Consider the following 17276-nt stretch of genomic DNA (forward strand, 5'->3'; position numbering starts at 1 on the left):
CCCCTCGGCCCCGCCGCCCCTCCGCTGTGCGCGTCCGGGCGGCGGGGTCTACGTCAGTGCTGCGCGGTGCGGCGCTTGCGCACCGACCACATGATGCCGCCGCCGGCCAGCAGCACGGCCACCGCCGCCCCACCGATGATCGGCGTGGCGGACGAGGAACCGGTCTCGGCCAGGTCCGGCGAGCTGGGGCTCGGGGTCGCCGCGGCGGGCGCGGCCGCCGAGACGGTCTGGCTCGGCTTGTCGCTCGGGCTGGGCGATGCCGTGGTGGGCGTCTGGGACGGCTTCGTCTCCGACGGGGTCGGCGTCGGCTTCGACGGCGGGGCGCCCTCACACACCGGCGCCTGCTTGGTCTCTTCCTTCGAGTACTGGTCGCCGTCCCCGGCCTTGACGACGAGGTAGACCGTCAGCGGCTGGTCGTGCTCCGGCAGCGCGAGCTTCTTCTCGAAGTTCCTGCCGAACTTCTCCGTCGGCAGCAGGGGGTTGCCGTCCACCGTGACGGTCACCTCGTTGGTGACGTCGGCGTTGTACTGAGTGAGGTGCAGGCTCACTTCGTCACAGGTCACGTCCCAGGTGGGGGTGTGAGCTGCGGCCGGACCGGCGGTGAGGACCGCGCCGGAGAGGCCGACCACCGTGGCGGCGGCGAGAGTCCCCGCTGCGCGCCACAGTCTCCTGGGTATGGTCATGGATATTTCCTCCGCAGATGTTTCGCGCCCGTATGGGCGGTGCAGCGCACAGTACTGCCCCCTTCGCTCCTGTGTGCACCCGCCCCACAGTCGTTTCCGCGTCACAACAACCCCCACACCGGCGCCGGTTGGGACATGCCGGACAGGGTCCTGGCCGCCCCGGCGGCGTCCCGCGTTCAGAGTCGGCGGTGCATGATGTGGAGTCCTACGAAGCCCTCGACCGGGTGGTCGAACCCTTCGGGCAGAGTGCCCAGGATGTCGAAGCCCAGTGAGCGGTACAGCTTCACCGCAGCGGTGTTGGTCTCCACCACCGCGTTGAACTGCATGGCCCGGTACCCGGCCGTGCGGGCCCAGTCGATGCTGTACTCGCACAGGGCGCGCCCGACACCGCGCCCGGAGTGCCCGGGGTCGACCATGTAACTGGCACTGGCGATGTGCGATCCGTTGCCCATGTGGTTCTTGTTCATCTTCGCCGTGCCGAGGACGGTCCCGTCGTCGGCGACCGCGACCACGGTCCGGTTGGGCGGCTTGAGGAGCCACCAGTCGGCGGCGTCCGCCTCCTGAAGGTCGAGGGGGTAGGTGAAGGTCTCGCCGGCGGCGACGATTTCGTGGAAGAACGGCCAGATGGCGGGCCAGTCCTCGGGGGTGGCTTCCCTGATCAGCATGGCGCACAGAATGCCTGGTCGGCGCCGCGATCACCAGCGGTTATCCGCAGCGTCCCGTACCTCCCCGCACCGCCCCGCCCCGCGTACGCGCCGGTCCTGCCCCGGCCTTCCGGCGCCCGCCGGCCGCGGTACGCCCGGCTGCCCGACCGGCCGCGGCCGCCGGAGCCCCAACCCCCGGAACGCACGCCCCCGCAACCGGGCCAGCAACCGCGGCGGTCTTCCGGGCCGGGCGTGCCGGCCGACGCCTCCCCCCGGCTCCGAGTCCTCCGGCCCGGGCCCCGCCGGGTCCGGGCCCGGCGCGGCGGGTTCGCCCGGCGCGGTGGCCCCGTCGGGCGCTTGGGGCCGCACGGAGGCAGTCGACCCGGCGAGCACCGCGTCCGCAGCATCTCTTGGCCCGTCCCCCGGCCGTGGCGCCGGCCGCGCCTCCCGAGCGGCGTCCAACTCGGTGATCAGGCTGATCCGGCGCCACAGGATCTCGTCCGGTTCGTCGGCGGGCATCAGCCGCGCCATCGCGTCGCGGCCGGCGACCGACCCCTGTCGCCCGAACGCCGCCTCCGGCCTGACCCTGGTGAAGTGCGCCCGCTCGTAGGGGTCGTCCACGATCTCCGCCAACTGGACCGGATCCAGCCCCTGGGCAACGATCGCCGCGCGCACCCATGGGTCGTCCGTGAGCGCGAGCAAGCGCTCGATCCGTCGGGAGCGCCAGTTGCGCGGCCGCAAGTCCGACCCGGCGTCCAGCCGACTCCGCATCCAGGGCGGGCTGTTGCCCACCAGGAGCTCAGGCGACCGGGAGGCGAACGTTTCTAGCTCCTGGGCGAGATAGACCCACACCACCGCACGGTACCGGTTGAGGTAGAAGGCTACGGGCGTGATGCATCCGGCCCGGGCGAGCCGGGTGAAGCGGACCGGGCTGATCCCGAGCAGTTGGGCCCCCTCGGCGGTCCCCACCGTGCGCACCCGTTCACGCAGGGCACCGGCGGAATCCTCGTGGGCCCGCAGGCGCTCGATCTCCTCGCGGTCGATCCTGGGGCGGCCGTCCGGCCCACTCCTCACCCGGACGGCGCCCAGGTACACGGCGAGATCGAACTCGTGCCGTTTGAGGCCGAGTTCCGTAGCGGCGCGGGCCGGGCCGAAGGTACACCCGGCATCGTCACGCACGGTGCCGGGCACCGCGCCCCCTCCACGCGCCGAATTGCCACCCACAGCCACGTTCTTCGGCTGTTCTCTCGTCGTCATGACATCACTCCCCGCACCCTATGATTACTCTCTGCAATCAGAGTAGTCCGAGAATGTCAACCGCCGCCGGGCCTGTGGACAACTCCACGGACCCGGCGGCGGCCGGCAGTGCGCCCAGCGCGTCAGAGCCGGTCGACGCCCCCGGCGCCGTTCTGCCGCGAGTCCACACCGAGGTGCTGTCCCACCCTGTTGACGAGCAGCGTCATCTCGTACGCCACCTGACCGACGTCCGACTCCGCCTCACTCAGCACGCACAGGCAGCTGCCTTCCCCCGCCGCCGTCACAAAGAGCAGTGCCTCGTCGAACTCCACCATGGTCTGCCGGGCCTTCCCGGCACGGAAGTGCCGGCCCGACCCGCGGGCCAGGCTGTGCAGCCCCGACGAGACGGCCGCCAGATGCTCGGCGTCCTCGCGGGCGAGCCCGGTGCTCGCGCCGGTCACCAGACCGTCGTTCGACAACACCAGGGCGTGCCGTATGTGCGCCACCCGCTTGGTGAGGTCGTCCAGGAGCCAGTCGAGTCCCCTGTCCATCGTCATTCCGTTTCCTCCCCGTTCACGCGTTCCCCGTCCCTCGCTCGTGGGCAAGCCTTGCGCACGGGTCACGTAGGGGCAAGCACCCCACTCCCGGCACAGGTCGGGATGCGGCCACCTCCGCTCAGCCGTAGGAGAGGTTCTCGCACGGGTCGTCGTCCGCAGACCGGGCCTCGTCGGCGATCGCGGCCGGCACCTCCGGCGTGGCGGACGCGCCGCCGGGCGTGGCCGAGGGGTTGTCCGCGTAGTCCTGCCCGACAGTGACCTGGATGCCGCTTCCCGCGTCGGCGGACTCGATGATCCGCGCGCCGGGGAAGAGCCCGGCCGTGCCGCGGGCCTCGTCCCGCAGGCCGGGACCGTACGTGACGACGGTCGTGGAGCGGGTCTGGTCCTGCGCGGTGGCCGTGTTCGTGACGGTGAAGCCGTGTTCCCGCAGGAGCCCGGCCGCCTCGGCCGCGAGTCCGGGCACCGTGGTGCCGTTGTAGACCGCGACCTGGATGCCCGCACCCGAGACGGGCGACCGTGAAGCCTTGGGAGACGCCGTGGCGCCCGCCTTGGCGTCGAGGGGGCGGTCACCCTTCAGCGCGGCCCACAGCGCGTCGGCATCGAGCTCCACGACGGCGACGCGCTCGCCCTCGTAACGCCACGGAACGGTGATGAACTTGGTGTTGTGCAGGTCGATGTTCTTCATCGAGAGGGCGAAGGAGAGCAGCTTGTCGGCCGAGCCGAGTCCGGGGTCGACGGTCATCGCGTCGGTGGCGGCGTCGGCCAGCGGCAGGAGGGTCGTGGGATTCATGCCGCGCGACTTGATCTTCTTGACGAGGGAGGCGACGAATGCCTGCTGCCGCTTGATCCGCCCTATGTCCGAGCCGTCACCGATGCCGTGGCGCAGCCGTACGTAGTCGAGGGCGCGTTGGCCCGAAACCGTCTGCGGGCCCTTCTCGAAGACGAGGGCGCCACGGGTCGTCCGCTTGGGGTTCAGGTCGCGCTGGTACACGTCGTTCGGCAGGCACACCGGCACTCCGCCGACGGCGGACGTCAGCGCGGAGAACCCCGCGAAGTCGATGACGACGGTGTGGTCGACGCGCAGTCCGGTCAGCTGCTCCACGGTGTTCTGGGTGCAGGCCGGGTTGCCCTCGACGGTCTCCCCGACCGAGAACGCTCCGTTGAACTGGCTGTGGTGGCGCGGGGCGGTCCAACTCCCGTCGGGCTTCCGGCAGGCCGGGATGTCGACCATGGCATCACGGGGAACCGATACGGCCACGGCATGTTTGCGATCGGCGTAAACATGCAGCAGGAGCACGGTGTCCGAGCGGCCGACCTCGCCGGTGGCTCCGGCCAGCCCCTTGTTCTTGCCCGAGCGGGTGTCCGACCCGATGACGAGGACGTTCTGCCCCCCGGAGGAGCCGGGCGGCCGGTCGCCGGATACGCCGTCGGCGCTGAACGTGTCGATATTGCCGGTGAGTTTCAGATATCCCCAGCCGATCCCGGCGACCAGCAGGACGAGGAAGGACAGCGCGGACACCGCCGTACGCCGCAGCCGGCTTCCCCTCCTCCCCGCCCCTGTCGCTCTGTTCCTGCTTGCCATGGGCCACCCCGTTCGTACGGCTGCCGCGCGGGGACGCCTCCCGGCGGCGCCCGCACGGTCGTGCGGTTGTGCGGTTTTCTGGTCGTGACGTGCGATGACTTCGTGCGCCCCGGACCTGACCATCGTCAGTCCGATGCCCCCTCCCCACAGGGCCAAGTGAAAGTTTGACCGGAAGACGCCGGAAGCCGACGGGTCGAAGGGCGTCTTCCCCGCCCGCGCCGTGATGAATCGGACGGGACGCCGTCGCGCCCTGGGCAAAACCTCGCGTTTCCTGAAGAGTGAGGGAACAGCCGCCGTCCGTTCCGGGCGACGGCCGGACGGCGGACCGCCGGAACGGGCGGGGCGCGGTCGGTGAACCACTGGATCATTGGAGGAAGTTCATGGGTGTGACCCTGGCCAAGGGCGGCAACGTCTCCTTGTCGAAGGAGGCGCCCGGCCTGACCGCGGTGACGGTCGGCCTGGGCTGGGACGTACGCACGACGACGGGGGCCGACTACGACCTCGACGCCAGTGCGCTGCTGTGCGCGGATCACGGAAAGGTGGTCTCCGACCTGCACTTCGTCTTCTACAACAACCTCAACAGCCCGGACGGCTCCGTCCAGCACACCGGGGACAACCTGACGGGTGAGGGCGAGGGCGACGACGAGTCCATCAACGTGAACCTGTCGGCGGTACCCGCCGATGTGGCGAAGATAGTCTTCCCAGTCTCCATCCATGACGCGCAGAGCCGGGGGCAGAGTTTCGGCCAGGTGCGCAACGCGTTCATCCGCGTCGTGAACCAGGCCAACGGCGTCGAGCTCGCCCGGTACGACCTCAGCGAGGACGCTTCGACGGAGACCGCGATGGTGTTCGGCGAGTTGTACCGGCACGGCGGCGAGTGGAAGTTCCGTGCGGTCGGCCAGGGGTACGCCTCCGGCCTGGCGGGCATCGCGAAGGACTTCGGCGTGAACGTCTGAGGGTGACCGCCCCACCGGCCCGGCTCCGCGTCCGCGGTGGCCGGGCCGGCTCCGTCCGGGCGGCCGTCAGCCGGAGTGCGACGGCTCCCCTTCGCGCGCGGTACGGCTGATGGCACTCGGCCACCACGCCCTGGGGCCGATGTCCACGACCAGCGCGGGCGCCAGCAGTGACCGCACCACGAGCGTGTCCAGCAGGACGCCGAAGGCCACGATGAACGCGATCTGCGCGAGGAAGGCGAGCGGGATCACGATGAGCGCGGCGAAGGTGGCCGCCAGCACCACGCCCGCCGACGTGATGACGCCGCCGGTGCTCACCAGGCCCCGCAGCATGCCCTGGCGCGCTCCGTGTTCCAGCGCCTCCTCGCGGACCCGCGACATGAGGAAGATGTTGTAGTCGACGCCGAGGGCCACCAGGAACACGAATCCGTACAGGGGCACCGAGGCGTCCGTGCCGCTGAAGCCGAAGGCGTGCTCGAAGACCAGGGCCGAGACGCCGAGGGTCGCCAGGAAGTTGAGGCCGACGGTGGCCACCAGCAGCACCGGCACCAGGACCGACCGCAGCAGACCGATCAGGATCAGCAGGATGATGACGAGCACCACAGGAACGATGATGTCCCGGTCGCGCTCGGCGGTGCGCTGGGTGTCGTACTGCTGTGCCGTGTAGCCGCCGACGAGCGCGTCGGCGCCGGGGACGGCATGGACGGCGGTACGCAGACGCTTGACGGTCTCCGTCGCCGCGTCGCTGTCCGCCGCGTCCTTCAGGGTGACGTCGACGCGCACCCGGCCGTCGACCACGAGCGGCTTGCCCCCGCCGGGCCGGCCCGAGGCCGTGACGGGCGCGGCGGAGGCCACCCCGGGTGTCGCCTCGGCGGCCCCGGTCACCTCGTCGGCACTGTCGGCGTCGGCGATGACGACGGCGGGGTTGCCGGAGCCGCCCGGGAAGTGCTTGCTCAGCGTGGCCTGGGCGGAGACCGAGGGGGCGTCGTTCACGAAGATCTCGTCCAGCGGGACGCCGTGCGACTTCAGGGTGGGGGCGAACGCGGCGCAGGCGACCAGGAGGACCGCGCAGGAGAGCCACACCTTGCGCGGGGACCCGTCGACGCGCGCGGCGACGCGGCGCCAGATCCCGTGCCCGCCGGTCGCCTCGTCCACGGGGCGCGGCTTGGCCGGCCAGTACGCCGCCCGCCCGCACAGCACCAGCACGGCGGGCAGGAAGGTCATCGTGCTCAGCACCGCGCAGACGATGCCGATCGCACCGACAGGCCCCAGGGCCCGGTTGTTCGTCAGGTCGCTGAGCAGCAGCGCGAGCAGCCCGAGCGCCACGGTGGCGGCGCTCGCGACGATGGCGCCGAAGGAGCGGCGGAGGGCCGCGCGGGCGGCCGTCGTCCGGTCGCCGTGGACCGCCAGTTCCTCCCGGAAGCGCGCGGTCAGCAGGAGCGCGTAGTCGGTGGCCGCGCCGATCACCAGGATCGACAGGATGCCCTGGACCTGGCCGTCCACGAGGACGACGTCGTGGTCCGCGAGGACGTAGACGATCGCGCAGGCCAGCGCGAGGGCGAAGACGGCACTGATGATGATCAGGAACGGCAGCAGCACACTGCGGTAGACCAGCAGCAGGATCACGAGGACGGCGGCGAGCGCCACCCCCAGGAGGAGCCCGTCGATCCCGGCGAACGCGTCCTTGAGGTCGGCCTGGGTGGCCGCGGGGCCGGCGATCTCGGCGCTCGTGCCCGCCACCGAACCGGCGGCGTCGCGCACCCGTCCCAGGGTGTCCGGAAGCTCGTCCCCGAGGTCGGAACGCAGTTGCACGACGCCCGACAGGGCATCGCCGTCCTCGGACGGCAGCGCGGGTGACGGTGTGCCGACCACGCCGGGCTCCCCGGCCAGGGAGGCGAGCGCGCGGGTCGCGGAGGCGCGGGCGCCGTCCGGGAGTCCGCCGTCATCGCCGGTCCAGACGACGATCGCGGGCACGGTCCCGGCCCGCTGGAACGCCTTCTGCTCGTCCGCGACCCGGGTCGACTCGGCGCTGCGCGGCAGGAACGCCGCACGGTCGTTGGTCGCGACCTCGCCGAGCTTGCCGGCGTACGGGCCGAGTGCCCCGCCGATTCCGAGCCAGACGACGAGCAGTGCTACGGGCAGGAGCCAGCGGACGATGCGGTGCCTCGGTGGGGGCTTCATTGTTTCCTCAGGGATCGACACATGACACACATGACCCGAAGTCTCTCGGCCATTCATTATCTCAATGATCAAGAGATATTACTGTAGAGGCATGCGCACCGCAGACGAGAGCCCGGACAGAGGCACGGACGACGGGCCCACGAGCCTCCAGTCGTTCGCCGTGCTGCTGAGGCGTATGAACAGTGAGTTCAACCGCATCGCACATGAGTTCGCGCAGGCCCAGGGCCTGCACCCGACGGACATGCAGGCCCTGGTCGCCATCCTCGACGCGGACCGGGGCGAGGGCGGCCCGGCCATGACTCCCGGGCGGCTGCGTGACCAGCTGAATCTCACCTCGGGGGCGGTGACCGCGTGTCTTGACCGGCTGGAACGCGCGGGACACATCCGACGGGTACGGGACGGCGGCGACCGGCGTGTGGTGCACCTGCACTACGCGCCCGCCGCGAAACGTGTGGCCCGAGACTTCTTCAAGCCGCTGGCTGCGGGCACGGAAGCGGCGCGCACGCAGTTCGCGGAGGACGAGCTGCGTGTCGTGATCCGCTTCCTGCAGGCGATGAACGAGGAGCTGACGCAACTGCGCCGCACCGGCCCAGGGGCTTAGGGCGTGAGGTCGCGGACCGGGCAGCCGCGCACCCCTGGGGTGGGGAACGTTCCCAGGGACGCCACCTCGTATCCGTTCGGGTAGCCCTTGATCTCGGGGTTCTGCCGTGCGTAGTGCGGTGTGGTGCGCGGCGGCAGCAGACGTACGGCGCGGGCGCGCAGCCGCAGCGCGCCCCGGGTCAGGCTCCGGGCCAGGGGCGCCGGGCGCTCGTAGCGGAAGGCGCGCAGCAGCGAGTCGTCCAGGAGCGCGAGGCTCGCGCCGCGTACCAGTGGTGCGAGAGGCCGGGGGTACCAGGACGCCATCAGGTCGAGCGTGGCGTCGGAGACTGAGCGCGCGCCCTCGTCCCAGCCGAAGTGGGCGTCCTCGTAGGTGTCGAGGGTGCGCTCGAAATCCTCGTACGTCTCCGGCAGGTCCTTGATGCCCATGCGGGCGCCGAGCGTCCTGTAGTACGCGGCGAACGCGCGCAGCTCGTGGTCGCAGAGCCGGCGCCAGCCGTAGGCGTCGAGCCACCGCTTCGGGGTGACGACGAAGGTGCACAGGACGTAGCGCATGTCGTCGTTGCTGATGTCGTAGGCGGCGTGCATCCGGTTGATCCGGCGGACGGCGGTGCGCCCCGGGTCGCTGTCGAAGCCGTGCTCCACGACGGTGTCCAGGAGGAGCGCGGTGTCGTCGTACCGCTTCTGCGTACGGTCCGTCAGTTCCGCTGTCTCGGCGAGGAGACGGCCGATGCTGGGGACGGCATAGGTGCGGTAGAGGGCGAGTTCGAGAGCGCGGGTGATGTCCCACGGGAACTCGCGGGTGACGGTGATCCGGTAGATCTCCAGGAAGTCCCGCTCCGGATCGAGGCGTTGGATCTCCTTCAGCCGGTCGTAACGCTTCACCGCACCGTCCCCCTTGTCCAGGTCGAGTGTCCCAGCCTACGTCCGGGGGCAAGACGCTGAGTACGCGCGACGCACGCGCGTCGACGTGTCGACGGAAGGCGGGTTGCCCCATGACCGCGATATTCGGTGTCCTGCGCAGAGCCGTGACCACGGGCCGCAGGGGAGGCCGCCCGGCGACGGTTCCCGCGCCGGCCGGCCGCAGGCAGCACAACCTGTTCGAGGCGGCGGCCGTGTTCGTCGCGGCGTCGGCCGAGGACGACGAGGAACGGATGGACGAGGCGAGCGCCTGGGTGTCGCCGGAGCAGCTTTCCTTCGGCGTCAGCGAGCTCGCCTGCCGGGCGGTGATCGCACTGGCCCGTGAACGGAACGAACCGCCGCAGGTGGTGGCGCGGGAACTGCTGGGCTTGTCCGACGCCTGACCCGGGGTGGGCCCGGGCACGCGTTCGTGGGACATCCGTCCTTGTCAGGGCCTCGACGGCGGGGTTACCCGCTGGTTAGGGTGCGCCGACGGAATCCATGACGAACGAGGAGAACGCAGTGACCGGGACGGACGACGCGGTCGTGGACGACGACGCGCTGTATGTGCTGACCGCGATCCTGCTGACGCCCGCGCAGTTCCCCAGCGTGCTCGGCGACGACTATCCGGCGGCGTGCGCCGCGCTGGGCCTCGAGCCGTACGCCGAGGGATACGGGCTGGTCCTGGGCCAGGACTCCGACGGCGCCCGGTGGACCGTCGTCGTGGACGACGTGTCCCTGGTGGCCGTGGCCATCGCGTCGTGGGACTGCGGCATGGAGTACGACCTGTCGCCGGACGACGCCTCGGTGGTCTGCGCGCTGCCCGGTTGGCCGCTCGCCGTGGCCGTCGCCGCGCCGGGGGTCCCCGCCCCGCACGACCCGGAGCCCGAGCCGGAGGCGGACGGGGAGGGCCCGGCGCCCCTGACGCCCCCGGACACCGATGTGTGGGGGCCCGCCCAGCGCCGCCTGGGCGCGGACGCCATCGCCTCGCAGTGGGCCGCCTGGCGCGAACAGATGGACGAGGCGACGGACTCCGCGCCGGAGAGCGGGACGGCCGCGGCGGGGGACGACGCGGAGGCCACCGGCGAAGACGCGGTGGCCGCGGATGGGGCCGCTGCCCCCGGCACCGATGCGACCGGCCCCGCCCCGGAAGACGCGCCGCAGTCACCGCCGTCCGGCCCGCACCCCGGCATCCGGCGGGCCCTGGCCGAGGCCCGCGGCTATCTGGACGATCCGCCGCCGCCGGGTCGTATCCGGTCCTCGTTCGCACCCGGGGACGCCCGGATGATCCGGGCCGACGGCCCCGGCTGGTCGATGGTGGCCAGAACCGATGACATCGCCTTCCTGCTCCTGGACGAGGTCCCGGGCGAGATCCTGCCCGTGCGGCGCGGGCCCGAGCTGCCCGGTCTCCTCACGGCCCTGGACGCGATAGCCGTACGCCCCCTCTGAGCGCGCCGGGACGGGCGCGGACGGGCCGAGAGGGACCAGCACGGGACCCGGACGGTTTTCAGACGCGTTCGAGCGGCCGGTGCGGCTCGGCCGGGAGCTCGATCCTGACCGGGTCTCCGGGCCGGACCACGCCACCGACGGTGACGATGCTCATGATGCCGGCCTTGCGGACGATGTTGCCCGCCTCGTCGCGGCCGACGACCTGCTTGAGGAGGCCGCCCTGGAAGTCGTCGATCTGCATGCACGGATTGCGCAGTCCGGTCACCTCGACGACGGCCTCCGCACCGAGATGCAGCAGGGTGCCGACCGGCAGGGCCAGCAGATCGATCCCCCGGGTCGTTATGTTCTCGCCGATGTCGCCGGGCGCCACCTGGAAGCCCAGCGCACGGACCTCCTCGAAGAGCTCCTCATGGATGAGGTGGACCTGGCGCAGGTTCGGCTGGGTGGGGTCCTGGGCGACGCGGGAGCGGTGCTTGACCGTGACCCCCGCGTGCACGTCGCCCTCCACGCCGAGGCCGGCGAGCAGCGTGACGCTGTCGCGGTTGGGCTTGGTGAAGCTGTAGGTCTCGTTCCTGCTGACGGCGGTCACGGTGCCACTCACAGTGGATAACCCCTCTCGGCGGACGGCCCTCAGCGGCCGATCTCCTTGCGAGTGATCCTACGGAGGCGTCGGCGCTGGCCGGGGTCCAGGGCGAGGTACGCGAGCGTCGGCACTCCGACCAGGACGAGCAGGGACAGCCAGAACCCGATGAAGGGCATCAGGACGACCGCGACGACGACTCCCCCGATGGCGATCTTGGCGCTGTTCGACATCGCCCATACCTCCTCCGCGGCCCGTGGCCGCCTCTGATGGTGAGAACGTCCGCGCGCCCTCATCGGTTCCTGGTTCCCGCTCCCCCGTGCGCGGAGTGCACCGGTCACCGCAGCGGCGCACCGACCTCGTGCATGTGGGTGAGCGCCTGCCGGTAGGACTCGACCGGTCCGGTCTCCGCGTACGGCAGGCCCACGGCCTGGCAGTGGGCCTTGACCATGGGCTGGGCCAGGCGCAGGTGCGGCCGGGGCATGCTCGGGAAGAGGTGGTGCTCGATCTGGTAGTTCAGGCCGCCGAGGAACCAGTCGGTGAGGGCCGCTCCGCGTACGTTGCGCGAGGTGAGGACCTGGCGTCGCAGGTGGTCCCAGCGGTCCCCGTCGGGGTCGGGCATCTCCATGCCCTTGTGGTTCGGGGCGAAGGCCATGCCGAGGTGCAGCCCGAAGAGCGCGTGGTGCACGAGCGCGAAGACGACCGCCTTGCCCGGGGACATGACGGTGAACAGCAGGGCCGCGTAGAGGCCGAGGTGCGCGGTGAGCAGGAGGGCCGACAGGGCGCTCTCGCGCGGGGACTGCCGCTTCAGGTACTGGAATCCGGAGACCTTGAGGGCGATGCCTTCGAGGAGCAGCATCGGGAAGAACAGCCGGGCCTGGTTTCGGGTGAGCCATCGGGCGAAACCCTCCCGCTGGGCCGCCTGCTTCTGGGTCCACACGAGGGCGCCCACACCGACATCGGGGTCCTTGTCGATGTGGTTGGGGTTGGCGTGGTGGCGTACGTGCTTGTCGTTCCACCACGCCTCGTTCATGCCGAGGAGCAGATTGCCGTGGACGAGGCCGATCACACGGCTCACCTTGCGGTTGCCGGTTATCTGGGCGTGGCCCGCGTCGTGGCCCACGAATGCGGTACGGGCCCAGAGGACCGCCAGGGGCAGGGCGAGCGGCAGCACCCACCAGGTGTTGCCCAGGAGGACGATGCCGGCGATCACGGCAGCCAGGGCGAGGAGGTTGACGGTGATGCCGACGGCGTACCAGCCGGTGCGCCGTTCGAGGAGTCCTTGCGCCTTGACGTCGCGCAGCAGGGGCGCGAAGTCGCTTCCTGGGCTTCGGGCGCCGTCACGCGTGTGTTCCGCTGCGGCAAGGGTGGCCTGGGGCATGGTGTCTCCGGTCTCGAATCCGCTCCGACCTCAGGAAACGTACGGTTCACGGGGTATGCGGAACCATGGCGCCACCACCCGGGGCGTGGTGGTGCCAGCACCCTCCCGGAGTGGGGGGCCGACTGCACCGGAGAGCGCGCCCGTACCACTACGTGGCACACCTCACAATCCTCGACGGCCCCGAAGCGAGGAAGTTGGGGTACCCTCGGCGACCTCAGTCGGCTAGTCAAATTTGAGGAATCTGACATCGCTGTGCACAGCCCCTCCGCCGCTTCCCTCTCCGACATCTCCGCACTCGCCGGCTGTTCCGTGGTCTTCCTGCCCTCGGACCCCTCCCGCACCGGCCACCTCGCCTTCTGGCACCCCGACGGCAGCAGCCCGCCCCAAGGACCCGGCGAGCCCGGCATCTTGACGGTCGCGGGCCCCGACGCCGCGCCGTACGAGGTGCCGGCACGCCTCCTGTCCGTCGCCGACGGGCTCCCCGTGCTGACGCGTGCGCGGTCGGCGGCGCACGCCTCCGCGGCCGTGGCGTTCTGGGGCGCGGCCGGGCTGCTCGCCCTGCAGTTCGCCGCCCGGGGGCTGCTCCTTCCGGGGCTGAGCGCGACGGACCACGACAGCTGGCGGTCCGGGCCGCTGACCGCCGACGATTTGATGCGCGTCCGTACCCTGGCCGCGTCCATGCCGCCCACCGCCCACGCCGTGCCCGTCGACGCCGCGGCCCGGCCGCTGCTGCTTCCCGAACCGGAGCGCCTGGTACGGGCGTTCCTCGACGCGGTCGCCGACTCCCTGCCGCGGACCCCCGCCGCCCCGCTCGCCGCGGGCGGACCGGCGTTCACCGCGTGGGAGCCGCAGCGCCTGCCCGGCCACCGGGCCTGGGCCGCCGATGTGGCGGCCGGTCACGACGCGGGCGTCCGGTTGTCGCTGCGTGTGGAGGTGACGGGTCTCGACGGGGACGACGGGCCGGGAGCCGGGCCCTCGTTCCGCGTGGTGCCGCAGATCCACAGCGTCAGCGATCCGGCCGTGGTCGCCGATGCCGCCGAGGTGTGGGCGGGCGGCGGCCCGGCCGGGGAGGCGTTCGGGCCGCGCGCCCGGATGGACACCCTGCTGATGCTCCGCCGGGCGGCCCGCGCCTGGCCGACCCTGACCCCGCTGCTCTCGGCGGCCGTGCCGGACGCGGTGGAGCCGGCCGACGAGGAGATCACCGAGCTCCTCGGACCCGCCGCGCGGGCGCTCGCCGCGACGGGCGTCCAGGTCCACTGGCCGAGGGAGCTGACCGCCCGCAGGCTCACGGCGCGCGCGGTGATCGGGCCGGACGGCGACGAGGCGGACGGCGGCGCGCCCCGAGGGCTCGCGCGCACCGCGTCGGACGCCGCGCCGCTGCTGTCGTCCGACGCGCTGCTGACCTTCAACTGGTGGTTCGCCCTGGGCGACCAGCAGCTGAGCCGTGCGGAGCTGGACCGGCTGGCCGAGGCGGGCCGGCCGCTGGTGCGGCTGCGCGACCAGTGGGTGCTCATCGACCCCGACGAGGCGCGGCGGGCCCGGGAGACGCAGGACCGCAAGGTCAGCCCGATCGACGCGCTGGGCGCGGCGCTGACCGGTTCCGCCGAGGTGGACGGCCGGCGGGTCGAGGTCCGGGCCTCCGGCTGGCTGGAGCGGCTGCGCGAACGCGTCGCCGACCCGGCCCGGCAGGACGGGGACGGGGAGCCGGCGGTGGGTCAGCCGCCCGCGCTCGCCGCGACCCTGCGGGACTATCAGCTCCGGGGCCTGAACTGGCTGCACACCATGACCTCGCTCGGGCTCGGCGGATGCCTCGCCGACGACATGGGGCTCGGCAAGACGATCACCCTGATCGCACTGCACCTGCACCGCCAGGCCCTGGAGGGTGGCGCCGGGCCCACGCTCGTGGTCTGCCCGACCTCGCTGATGGGCAACTGGCAGCGCGAGATCGAGAAGTTCGCTCCCGGCACCCCGGTCCGCCGTTTCCACGGCGCGTCCCGCACCCTGGACGACCTGGCGGAGGACGGTTTCGTGCTCACCACGTACGGGACGATGCGGCTGGACGCGCCGCGGCTCGCCTCGGCGCGGTGGGGCATGGTCGTCGCGGACGAGGCGCAGCACGTGAAGAACCCGTACTCGGCGACGGCCCGCGCGCTGCGCACCATCGGTGCCGGGGCGCGCGTGGCACTGACCGGCACGCCGGTGGAGAACAACCTCTCCGAGCTGTGGGCGATCCTCGACTGGACGACACCGGGGCTGCTGGGACGGCTCGGCGCGTTCCGCACCCGGTACGCGCGGGCGGTGGAGGGCGGGGACCCGGCGGCGGCCGAGCGACTGGGCGCGCTGGTGCGGCCGTTCCTGCTGCGCCGTCGCAAGTCGGACCCCGGCATCGCCCCCGAGCTGCCGCCGAAGACGGAGACGGACCGGGCGGTGTCGCTGACGCCCGAACAGGCGGGGCTGTACGAGGCGGTGGTACGGGAGACGCTGGCGGCGATCGCGGAGGCCGACGGCATGGCCAGGCGCGGTCTCGTGGTCAAGCTGCTGACCTCGCTCAAGCAGATCTGCAACCACCCGGCGCAGTACCTCAAGGAGGACGAACCGCGCATCGCCGGCCGCTCGGGCAAGCTGGAACTGCTGGACGAACTCCTGGACACCATGGTGGCGGAGGGCGCCGGGGTGCTGGTGTTCACGCAGTACGTCGGGATGGCCAGGCTCCTCGAACGGCATCTGGCGGCGCGCGGCATCGGCACGCAGTTCCTGCACGGCGGCACACCGGTCGCCGCGCGGGAGGAGATGGTGAACCGGTTCCAGGCCGGTGAGGCACCGGTGTTCCTGCTGTCGCTCAAGGCGGCGGGCACCGGCCTCAACCTGACGAGGGCCGGTCATGTGGTGCACTTCGACCGCTGGTGGAACCCGGCGGTCGAGGCGCAGGCCACCGACCGCGCGTACCGGATCGGACAGACGCAGCCGGTTCAGGTCCACCGGCTCATCGCGGAGGGGACGATCGAGGACCGGATCGCGGACATGCTCGCCCGCAAGCAGGGGCTTGCCGACGCGGTGCTGGGGTCCGGGGAGAGCGCGCTGACCGAGCTCAGCGACGCGGAGCTGGCCGATCTGGTGGAGCTGCGAGGGGGGACGCGATGAACGACGGATACGAGGCCGAGGAGTTCGCCGACGGCGACGGGCAGGAGGAGGGGGTCGCCGCCCAGGAGCGCACCTTCGCCGCCCTGCCCCCCGCACCCGGCCGCGGTTTCGCCGCCTCCTGGTGGGGAAAGGCGTGGCTCAAGGCGCTGGAGGACACCGCTCTGGACCTGCGTCAGCTGAAAGCGGGGCGCCGCGTGGCACGGGAGGGCGGGGTCGGTGCCGTGTCGGTGCGGCCCGGCCAGATCACGGCTGTGGTGCGCGAGCGGGACGGGAGCACGTATCGCAGTGACGTGCTGCTCCAGGAGCTGGACGAGCAGGAGTGGGACCGTTTCCTGGGCATGGCGACCGAGCGGACGGGGCACATCGCGGCGCTGCTCGACCGGGAGATGCCGCCGCATCTGGTCGAGGACGCCGCGGCGGCCGGGATGGACCTGCTGCCGGGGATCGGTGATCTGGAACCGCGGTGCACGTGCGAGGCGTGGGACCACTGCCCGCACACCGCCGCGCTGTGCTACCAGGTGGCACGGCTCCTGGACCAGGACCCGTTCGTACTGCTGCTGATGCGGGGGCGCGGCGAGCGGATGCTGCTGGACGCGCTCCAGGAGCGGATCGCGGCGACGGCCGGTGCCCCGGAAGTGGCGGCCGAGGCCGAGGAGCCGGAGTCGGACCCGGGCGTGTCCGGCGTACCGGCGGATCAGGCGTACGCCGCCGGCTCCGTCCTGCCCGCGCTGCCGGAGCCCCCTGAGCTTCCCGGCGAACCCGGCGCCGCCCCCTCGCTGGACACGGAGACGGAGCCCGGGGCGGGGGTGGACCCGACGGCGCTGGAGATGCTGGCGCGGGACGCGGCGGCCCGGGCGCACCGGATGCTCGCCGACGCGCTGACGCCGGGTCACGAGGGGCGGCCGGTGCCCGAAGGGCTGACGGCCCGCCAGGACGCGGTCAGGCTGGCCGCCGACGCCCGCCCGGAGCCGTGGATCGTCCAGCGATTGGCGAGCGGCGCGGGAAGGACGCGCGCCGGGCTCCCCGCCGCGACGGCGGCCTGGCGGTACGGTGGGGCGACCGCGCTCGCCGTGCTCGACGAGGACCGGCCCCTGGACGGCGAGGCGCTGGCCCGGGCCAGGACCCGGCTGGCCGAGGCGTGGGAGGAGGACGACGCGCCCCGGCTGCGGGCCGAGCGCAACCGCTGGACGTCGGCGGACGGTGGCCTCCAGCTCCGCTACGGACCGGACGGGCGCTGGTATCCGTACCGGAAGGAGAACGGTCAGTGGTTCCCGGCGGGTCCGTCCGACGACGATCCGGCGGCCGCCTGGGCGGTGGCGCAAGGCGTCTGACGACGGGGCGGCTCCGCCTGAACACCCCTTGCATGGACAGGATTTGGGTTCCTGCCGTCTT

16 protein-coding genes are annotated in these 17276 nt (G+C 72.2%); 6 read left to right on the forward strand and 10 right to left on the reverse strand.

From position 1 onward, the window contains the following. Nucleotides 1–53 precede the first annotated feature (53 nt). The 5 genes from AB0L33_RS14180 to AB0L33_RS14200 all read right to left on the reverse strand — a co-directional run bounded on the left by AB0L33_RS14180 (nucleotide 54) and on the right by AB0L33_RS14200 (nucleotide 4639). Nucleotides 54–683 (reverse strand): LAETG motif-containing sortase-dependent surface protein, encoded by a 630-nt coding sequence (locus tag AB0L33_RS14180; RefSeq protein WP_365681035.1) that lies wholly within the window; start codon nucleotides 681–683, stop codon nucleotides 54–56. Between the two features lie 176 nt (nucleotides 684–859). Further along, nucleotides 860–1348, reverse strand: a complete 489-nt coding sequence (locus AB0L33_RS14185) for a GNAT family N-acetyltransferase (protein WP_365681037.1) — start codon at nucleotides 1346–1348, stop codon at nucleotides 860–862. 30 nt (nucleotides 1349–1378) lie between these two features. Beyond that, a complete protein-coding gene (locus tag AB0L33_RS14190; protein WP_365681039.1) occupies nucleotides 1379–2584 on the reverse strand; it encodes a DUF6397 family protein in 1206 nt (401 codons plus the stop codon). Nucleotides 2585–2706: 122 nt separating this feature from the next. After that, a complete protein-coding gene (locus tag AB0L33_RS14195) occupies nucleotides 2707–3120 on the reverse strand; it encodes a roadblock/LC7 domain-containing protein (protein ID WP_365681041.1) in 414 nt (137 codons plus the stop codon). A 118-nt stretch (nucleotides 3121–3238) separates the two neighbouring features. Beyond that, nucleotides 3239–4639, reverse strand: a complete 1401-nt coding sequence (locus tag AB0L33_RS14200) for an LCP family protein (RefSeq protein WP_365681042.1) — start codon at nucleotides 4637–4639, stop codon at nucleotides 3239–3241. Nucleotides 4640–5082: 443 nt separating this feature from the next. On the opposite strand from AB0L33_RS14200, the gene AB0L33_RS14205 reads away from it, so the two are divergent. Then, entirely contained in the window at nucleotides 5083–5658 is a 576-nt protein-coding gene (locus tag AB0L33_RS14205; RefSeq protein ID WP_018105010.1) for a TerD family protein, read from the forward strand. Nucleotides 5659–5724: 66 nt separating this feature from the next. Here AB0L33_RS14205 and AB0L33_RS14210 read toward each other — a convergent pair whose 3' ends face one another. Next, nucleotides 5725–7836 carry an MMPL family transporter gene (locus tag AB0L33_RS14210; RefSeq protein ID WP_365681045.1) on the reverse strand — a complete coding sequence of 704 codons (2112 nt, stop codon included), beginning with the start codon at nucleotides 7834–7836 and terminating at the stop codon, nucleotides 5725–5727. A gap of 91 nt (nucleotides 7837–7927) precedes the next feature. Between AB0L33_RS14210 and AB0L33_RS14215 the strand changes: the two genes are divergently transcribed. Beyond that, on the forward strand, nucleotides 7928–8437 hold the full coding sequence (locus AB0L33_RS14215; RefSeq protein ID WP_365681047.1) for a MarR family winged helix-turn-helix transcriptional regulator: 510 nt from the start codon (nucleotides 7928–7930) through the stop codon (nucleotides 8435–8437). On the opposite strand, the gene AB0L33_RS14220 is transcribed toward AB0L33_RS14215, so the two are convergent. Beyond that, a complete protein-coding gene (locus tag AB0L33_RS14220) occupies nucleotides 8434–9318 on the reverse strand; it encodes an oxygenase MpaB family protein (protein WP_365681049.1) in 885 nt (294 codons plus the stop codon). The two genes, AB0L33_RS14215 and AB0L33_RS14220, sit on opposite strands and share 4 nt — an antisense overlap. Nucleotides 9319–9428: 110 nt before the next feature. Between AB0L33_RS14220 and AB0L33_RS14225 the strand changes: the two genes are divergently transcribed. Further along, the gene (locus AB0L33_RS14225) at nucleotides 9429–9737 is read left to right on the forward strand and encodes a hypothetical protein (protein ID WP_365681051.1); all 309 of its coding nucleotides are present in this window, start codon (nucleotides 9429–9431) and stop codon (nucleotides 9735–9737) included. 118 nt (nucleotides 9738–9855) lie between these two features. Continuing rightward, nucleotides 9856–10782: a hypothetical protein gene (locus AB0L33_RS14230; RefSeq protein ID WP_365681415.1), complete on the forward strand. Its 927-nt coding sequence runs from the start codon at nucleotides 9856–9858 to the stop codon at nucleotides 10780–10782. A 58-nt stretch (nucleotides 10783–10840) separates the two neighbouring features. On the opposite strand, the gene AB0L33_RS14235 is transcribed toward AB0L33_RS14230, so the two are convergent. The 3 genes from AB0L33_RS14235 to AB0L33_RS14245 form a co-directional block, all read right to left on the reverse strand. After that, on the reverse strand, nucleotides 10841–11383 hold the full coding sequence (locus tag AB0L33_RS14235) for an MOSC domain-containing protein (RefSeq protein WP_365681053.1): 543 nt from the start codon (nucleotides 11381–11383) through the stop codon (nucleotides 10841–10843). 29 nt (nucleotides 11384–11412) lie between these two features. Continuing rightward, nucleotides 11413–11595 carry a hypothetical protein gene (locus tag AB0L33_RS14240; RefSeq protein WP_164399881.1) on the reverse strand — a complete coding sequence of 61 codons (183 nt, stop codon included), beginning with the start codon at nucleotides 11593–11595 and terminating at the stop codon, nucleotides 11413–11415. Between the two features lie 104 nt (nucleotides 11596–11699). After that, nucleotides 11700–12743, reverse strand: a complete 1044-nt coding sequence (locus tag AB0L33_RS14245; protein ID WP_365681055.1) for an acyl-CoA desaturase — start codon at nucleotides 12741–12743, stop codon at nucleotides 11700–11702. A gap of 252 nt (nucleotides 12744–12995) precedes the next feature. Between AB0L33_RS14245 and AB0L33_RS14250 the strand changes: the two genes are divergently transcribed. After that, on the forward strand, nucleotides 12996–15884 hold the full coding sequence (locus AB0L33_RS14250; RefSeq protein ID WP_365681057.1) for a DEAD/DEAH box helicase: 2889 nt from the start codon (nucleotides 12996–12998) through the stop codon (nucleotides 15882–15884). Beyond that, on the forward strand, nucleotides 15881–17215 hold the full coding sequence (locus AB0L33_RS14255) for an SWF or SNF family helicase (RefSeq protein ID WP_365681058.1): 1335 nt from the start codon (nucleotides 15881–15883) through the stop codon (nucleotides 17213–17215). Before AB0L33_RS14250 ends, AB0L33_RS14255 begins: the two co-directional genes overlap by 4 nt. Nucleotides 17216–17276 lie beyond the last annotated feature (61 nt).

It is taken from the genome of Streptomyces sp. NPDC052299 (genome assembly GCF_040679335.1).
Classification (GTDB): Bacteria; Actinomycetota; Actinomycetes; order Streptomycetales; family Streptomycetaceae; genus Streptomyces.

Bases quoted from the DNA above. Each gene is read 5' to 3' on its own strand.
- AB0L33_RS14180 (WP_365681035.1), bottom strand. From the start codon at position 683: ATGACCATACCCAGGAGACTGTGGCGCGCAGCGGGGACTCTCGCCGCC.
- AB0L33_RS14185 (WP_365681037.1), bottom strand. From the start codon at position 1,348: ATGCTGATCAGGGAAGCCACCCCCGAGGACTGGCCCGCCATCTGGCCG.
- AB0L33_RS14190 (WP_365681039.1), bottom strand. From the start codon at position 2,584: ATGACGACGAGAGAACAGCCGAAGAACGTGGCTGTGGGTGGCAATTCG.
- AB0L33_RS14195 (WP_365681041.1), bottom strand. From the start codon at position 3,120: ATGACGATGGACAGGGGACTCGACTGGCTCCTGGACGACCTCACCAAG.
- AB0L33_RS14205 (WP_018105010.1), top strand. From the start codon at position 5,083: ATGGGTGTGACCCTGGCCAAGGGCGGCAACGTCTCCTTGTCGAAGGAG.
- AB0L33_RS14210 (WP_365681045.1), bottom strand. From the start codon at position 7,836: ATGAAGCCCCCACCGAGGCACCGCATCGTCCGCTGGCTCCTGCCCGTA.
- AB0L33_RS14215 (WP_365681047.1), top strand. From the start codon at position 7,928: ATGCGCACCGCAGACGAGAGCCCGGACAGAGGCACGGACGACGGGCCC.
- AB0L33_RS14225 (WP_365681051.1), top strand. From the start codon at position 9,429: ATGACCGCGATATTCGGTGTCCTGCGCAGAGCCGTGACCACGGGCCGC.
- AB0L33_RS14240 (WP_164399881.1), bottom strand. From the start codon at position 11,595: ATGTCGAACAGCGCCAAGATCGCCATCGGGGGAGTCGTCGTCGCGGTC.
- AB0L33_RS14245 (WP_365681055.1), bottom strand. From the start codon at position 12,743: ATGCCCCAGGCCACCCTTGCCGCAGCGGAACACACGCGTGACGGCGCC.
- AB0L33_RS14255 (WP_365681058.1), top strand. From the start codon at position 15,881: ATGAACGACGGATACGAGGCCGAGGAGTTCGCCGACGGCGACGGGCAG.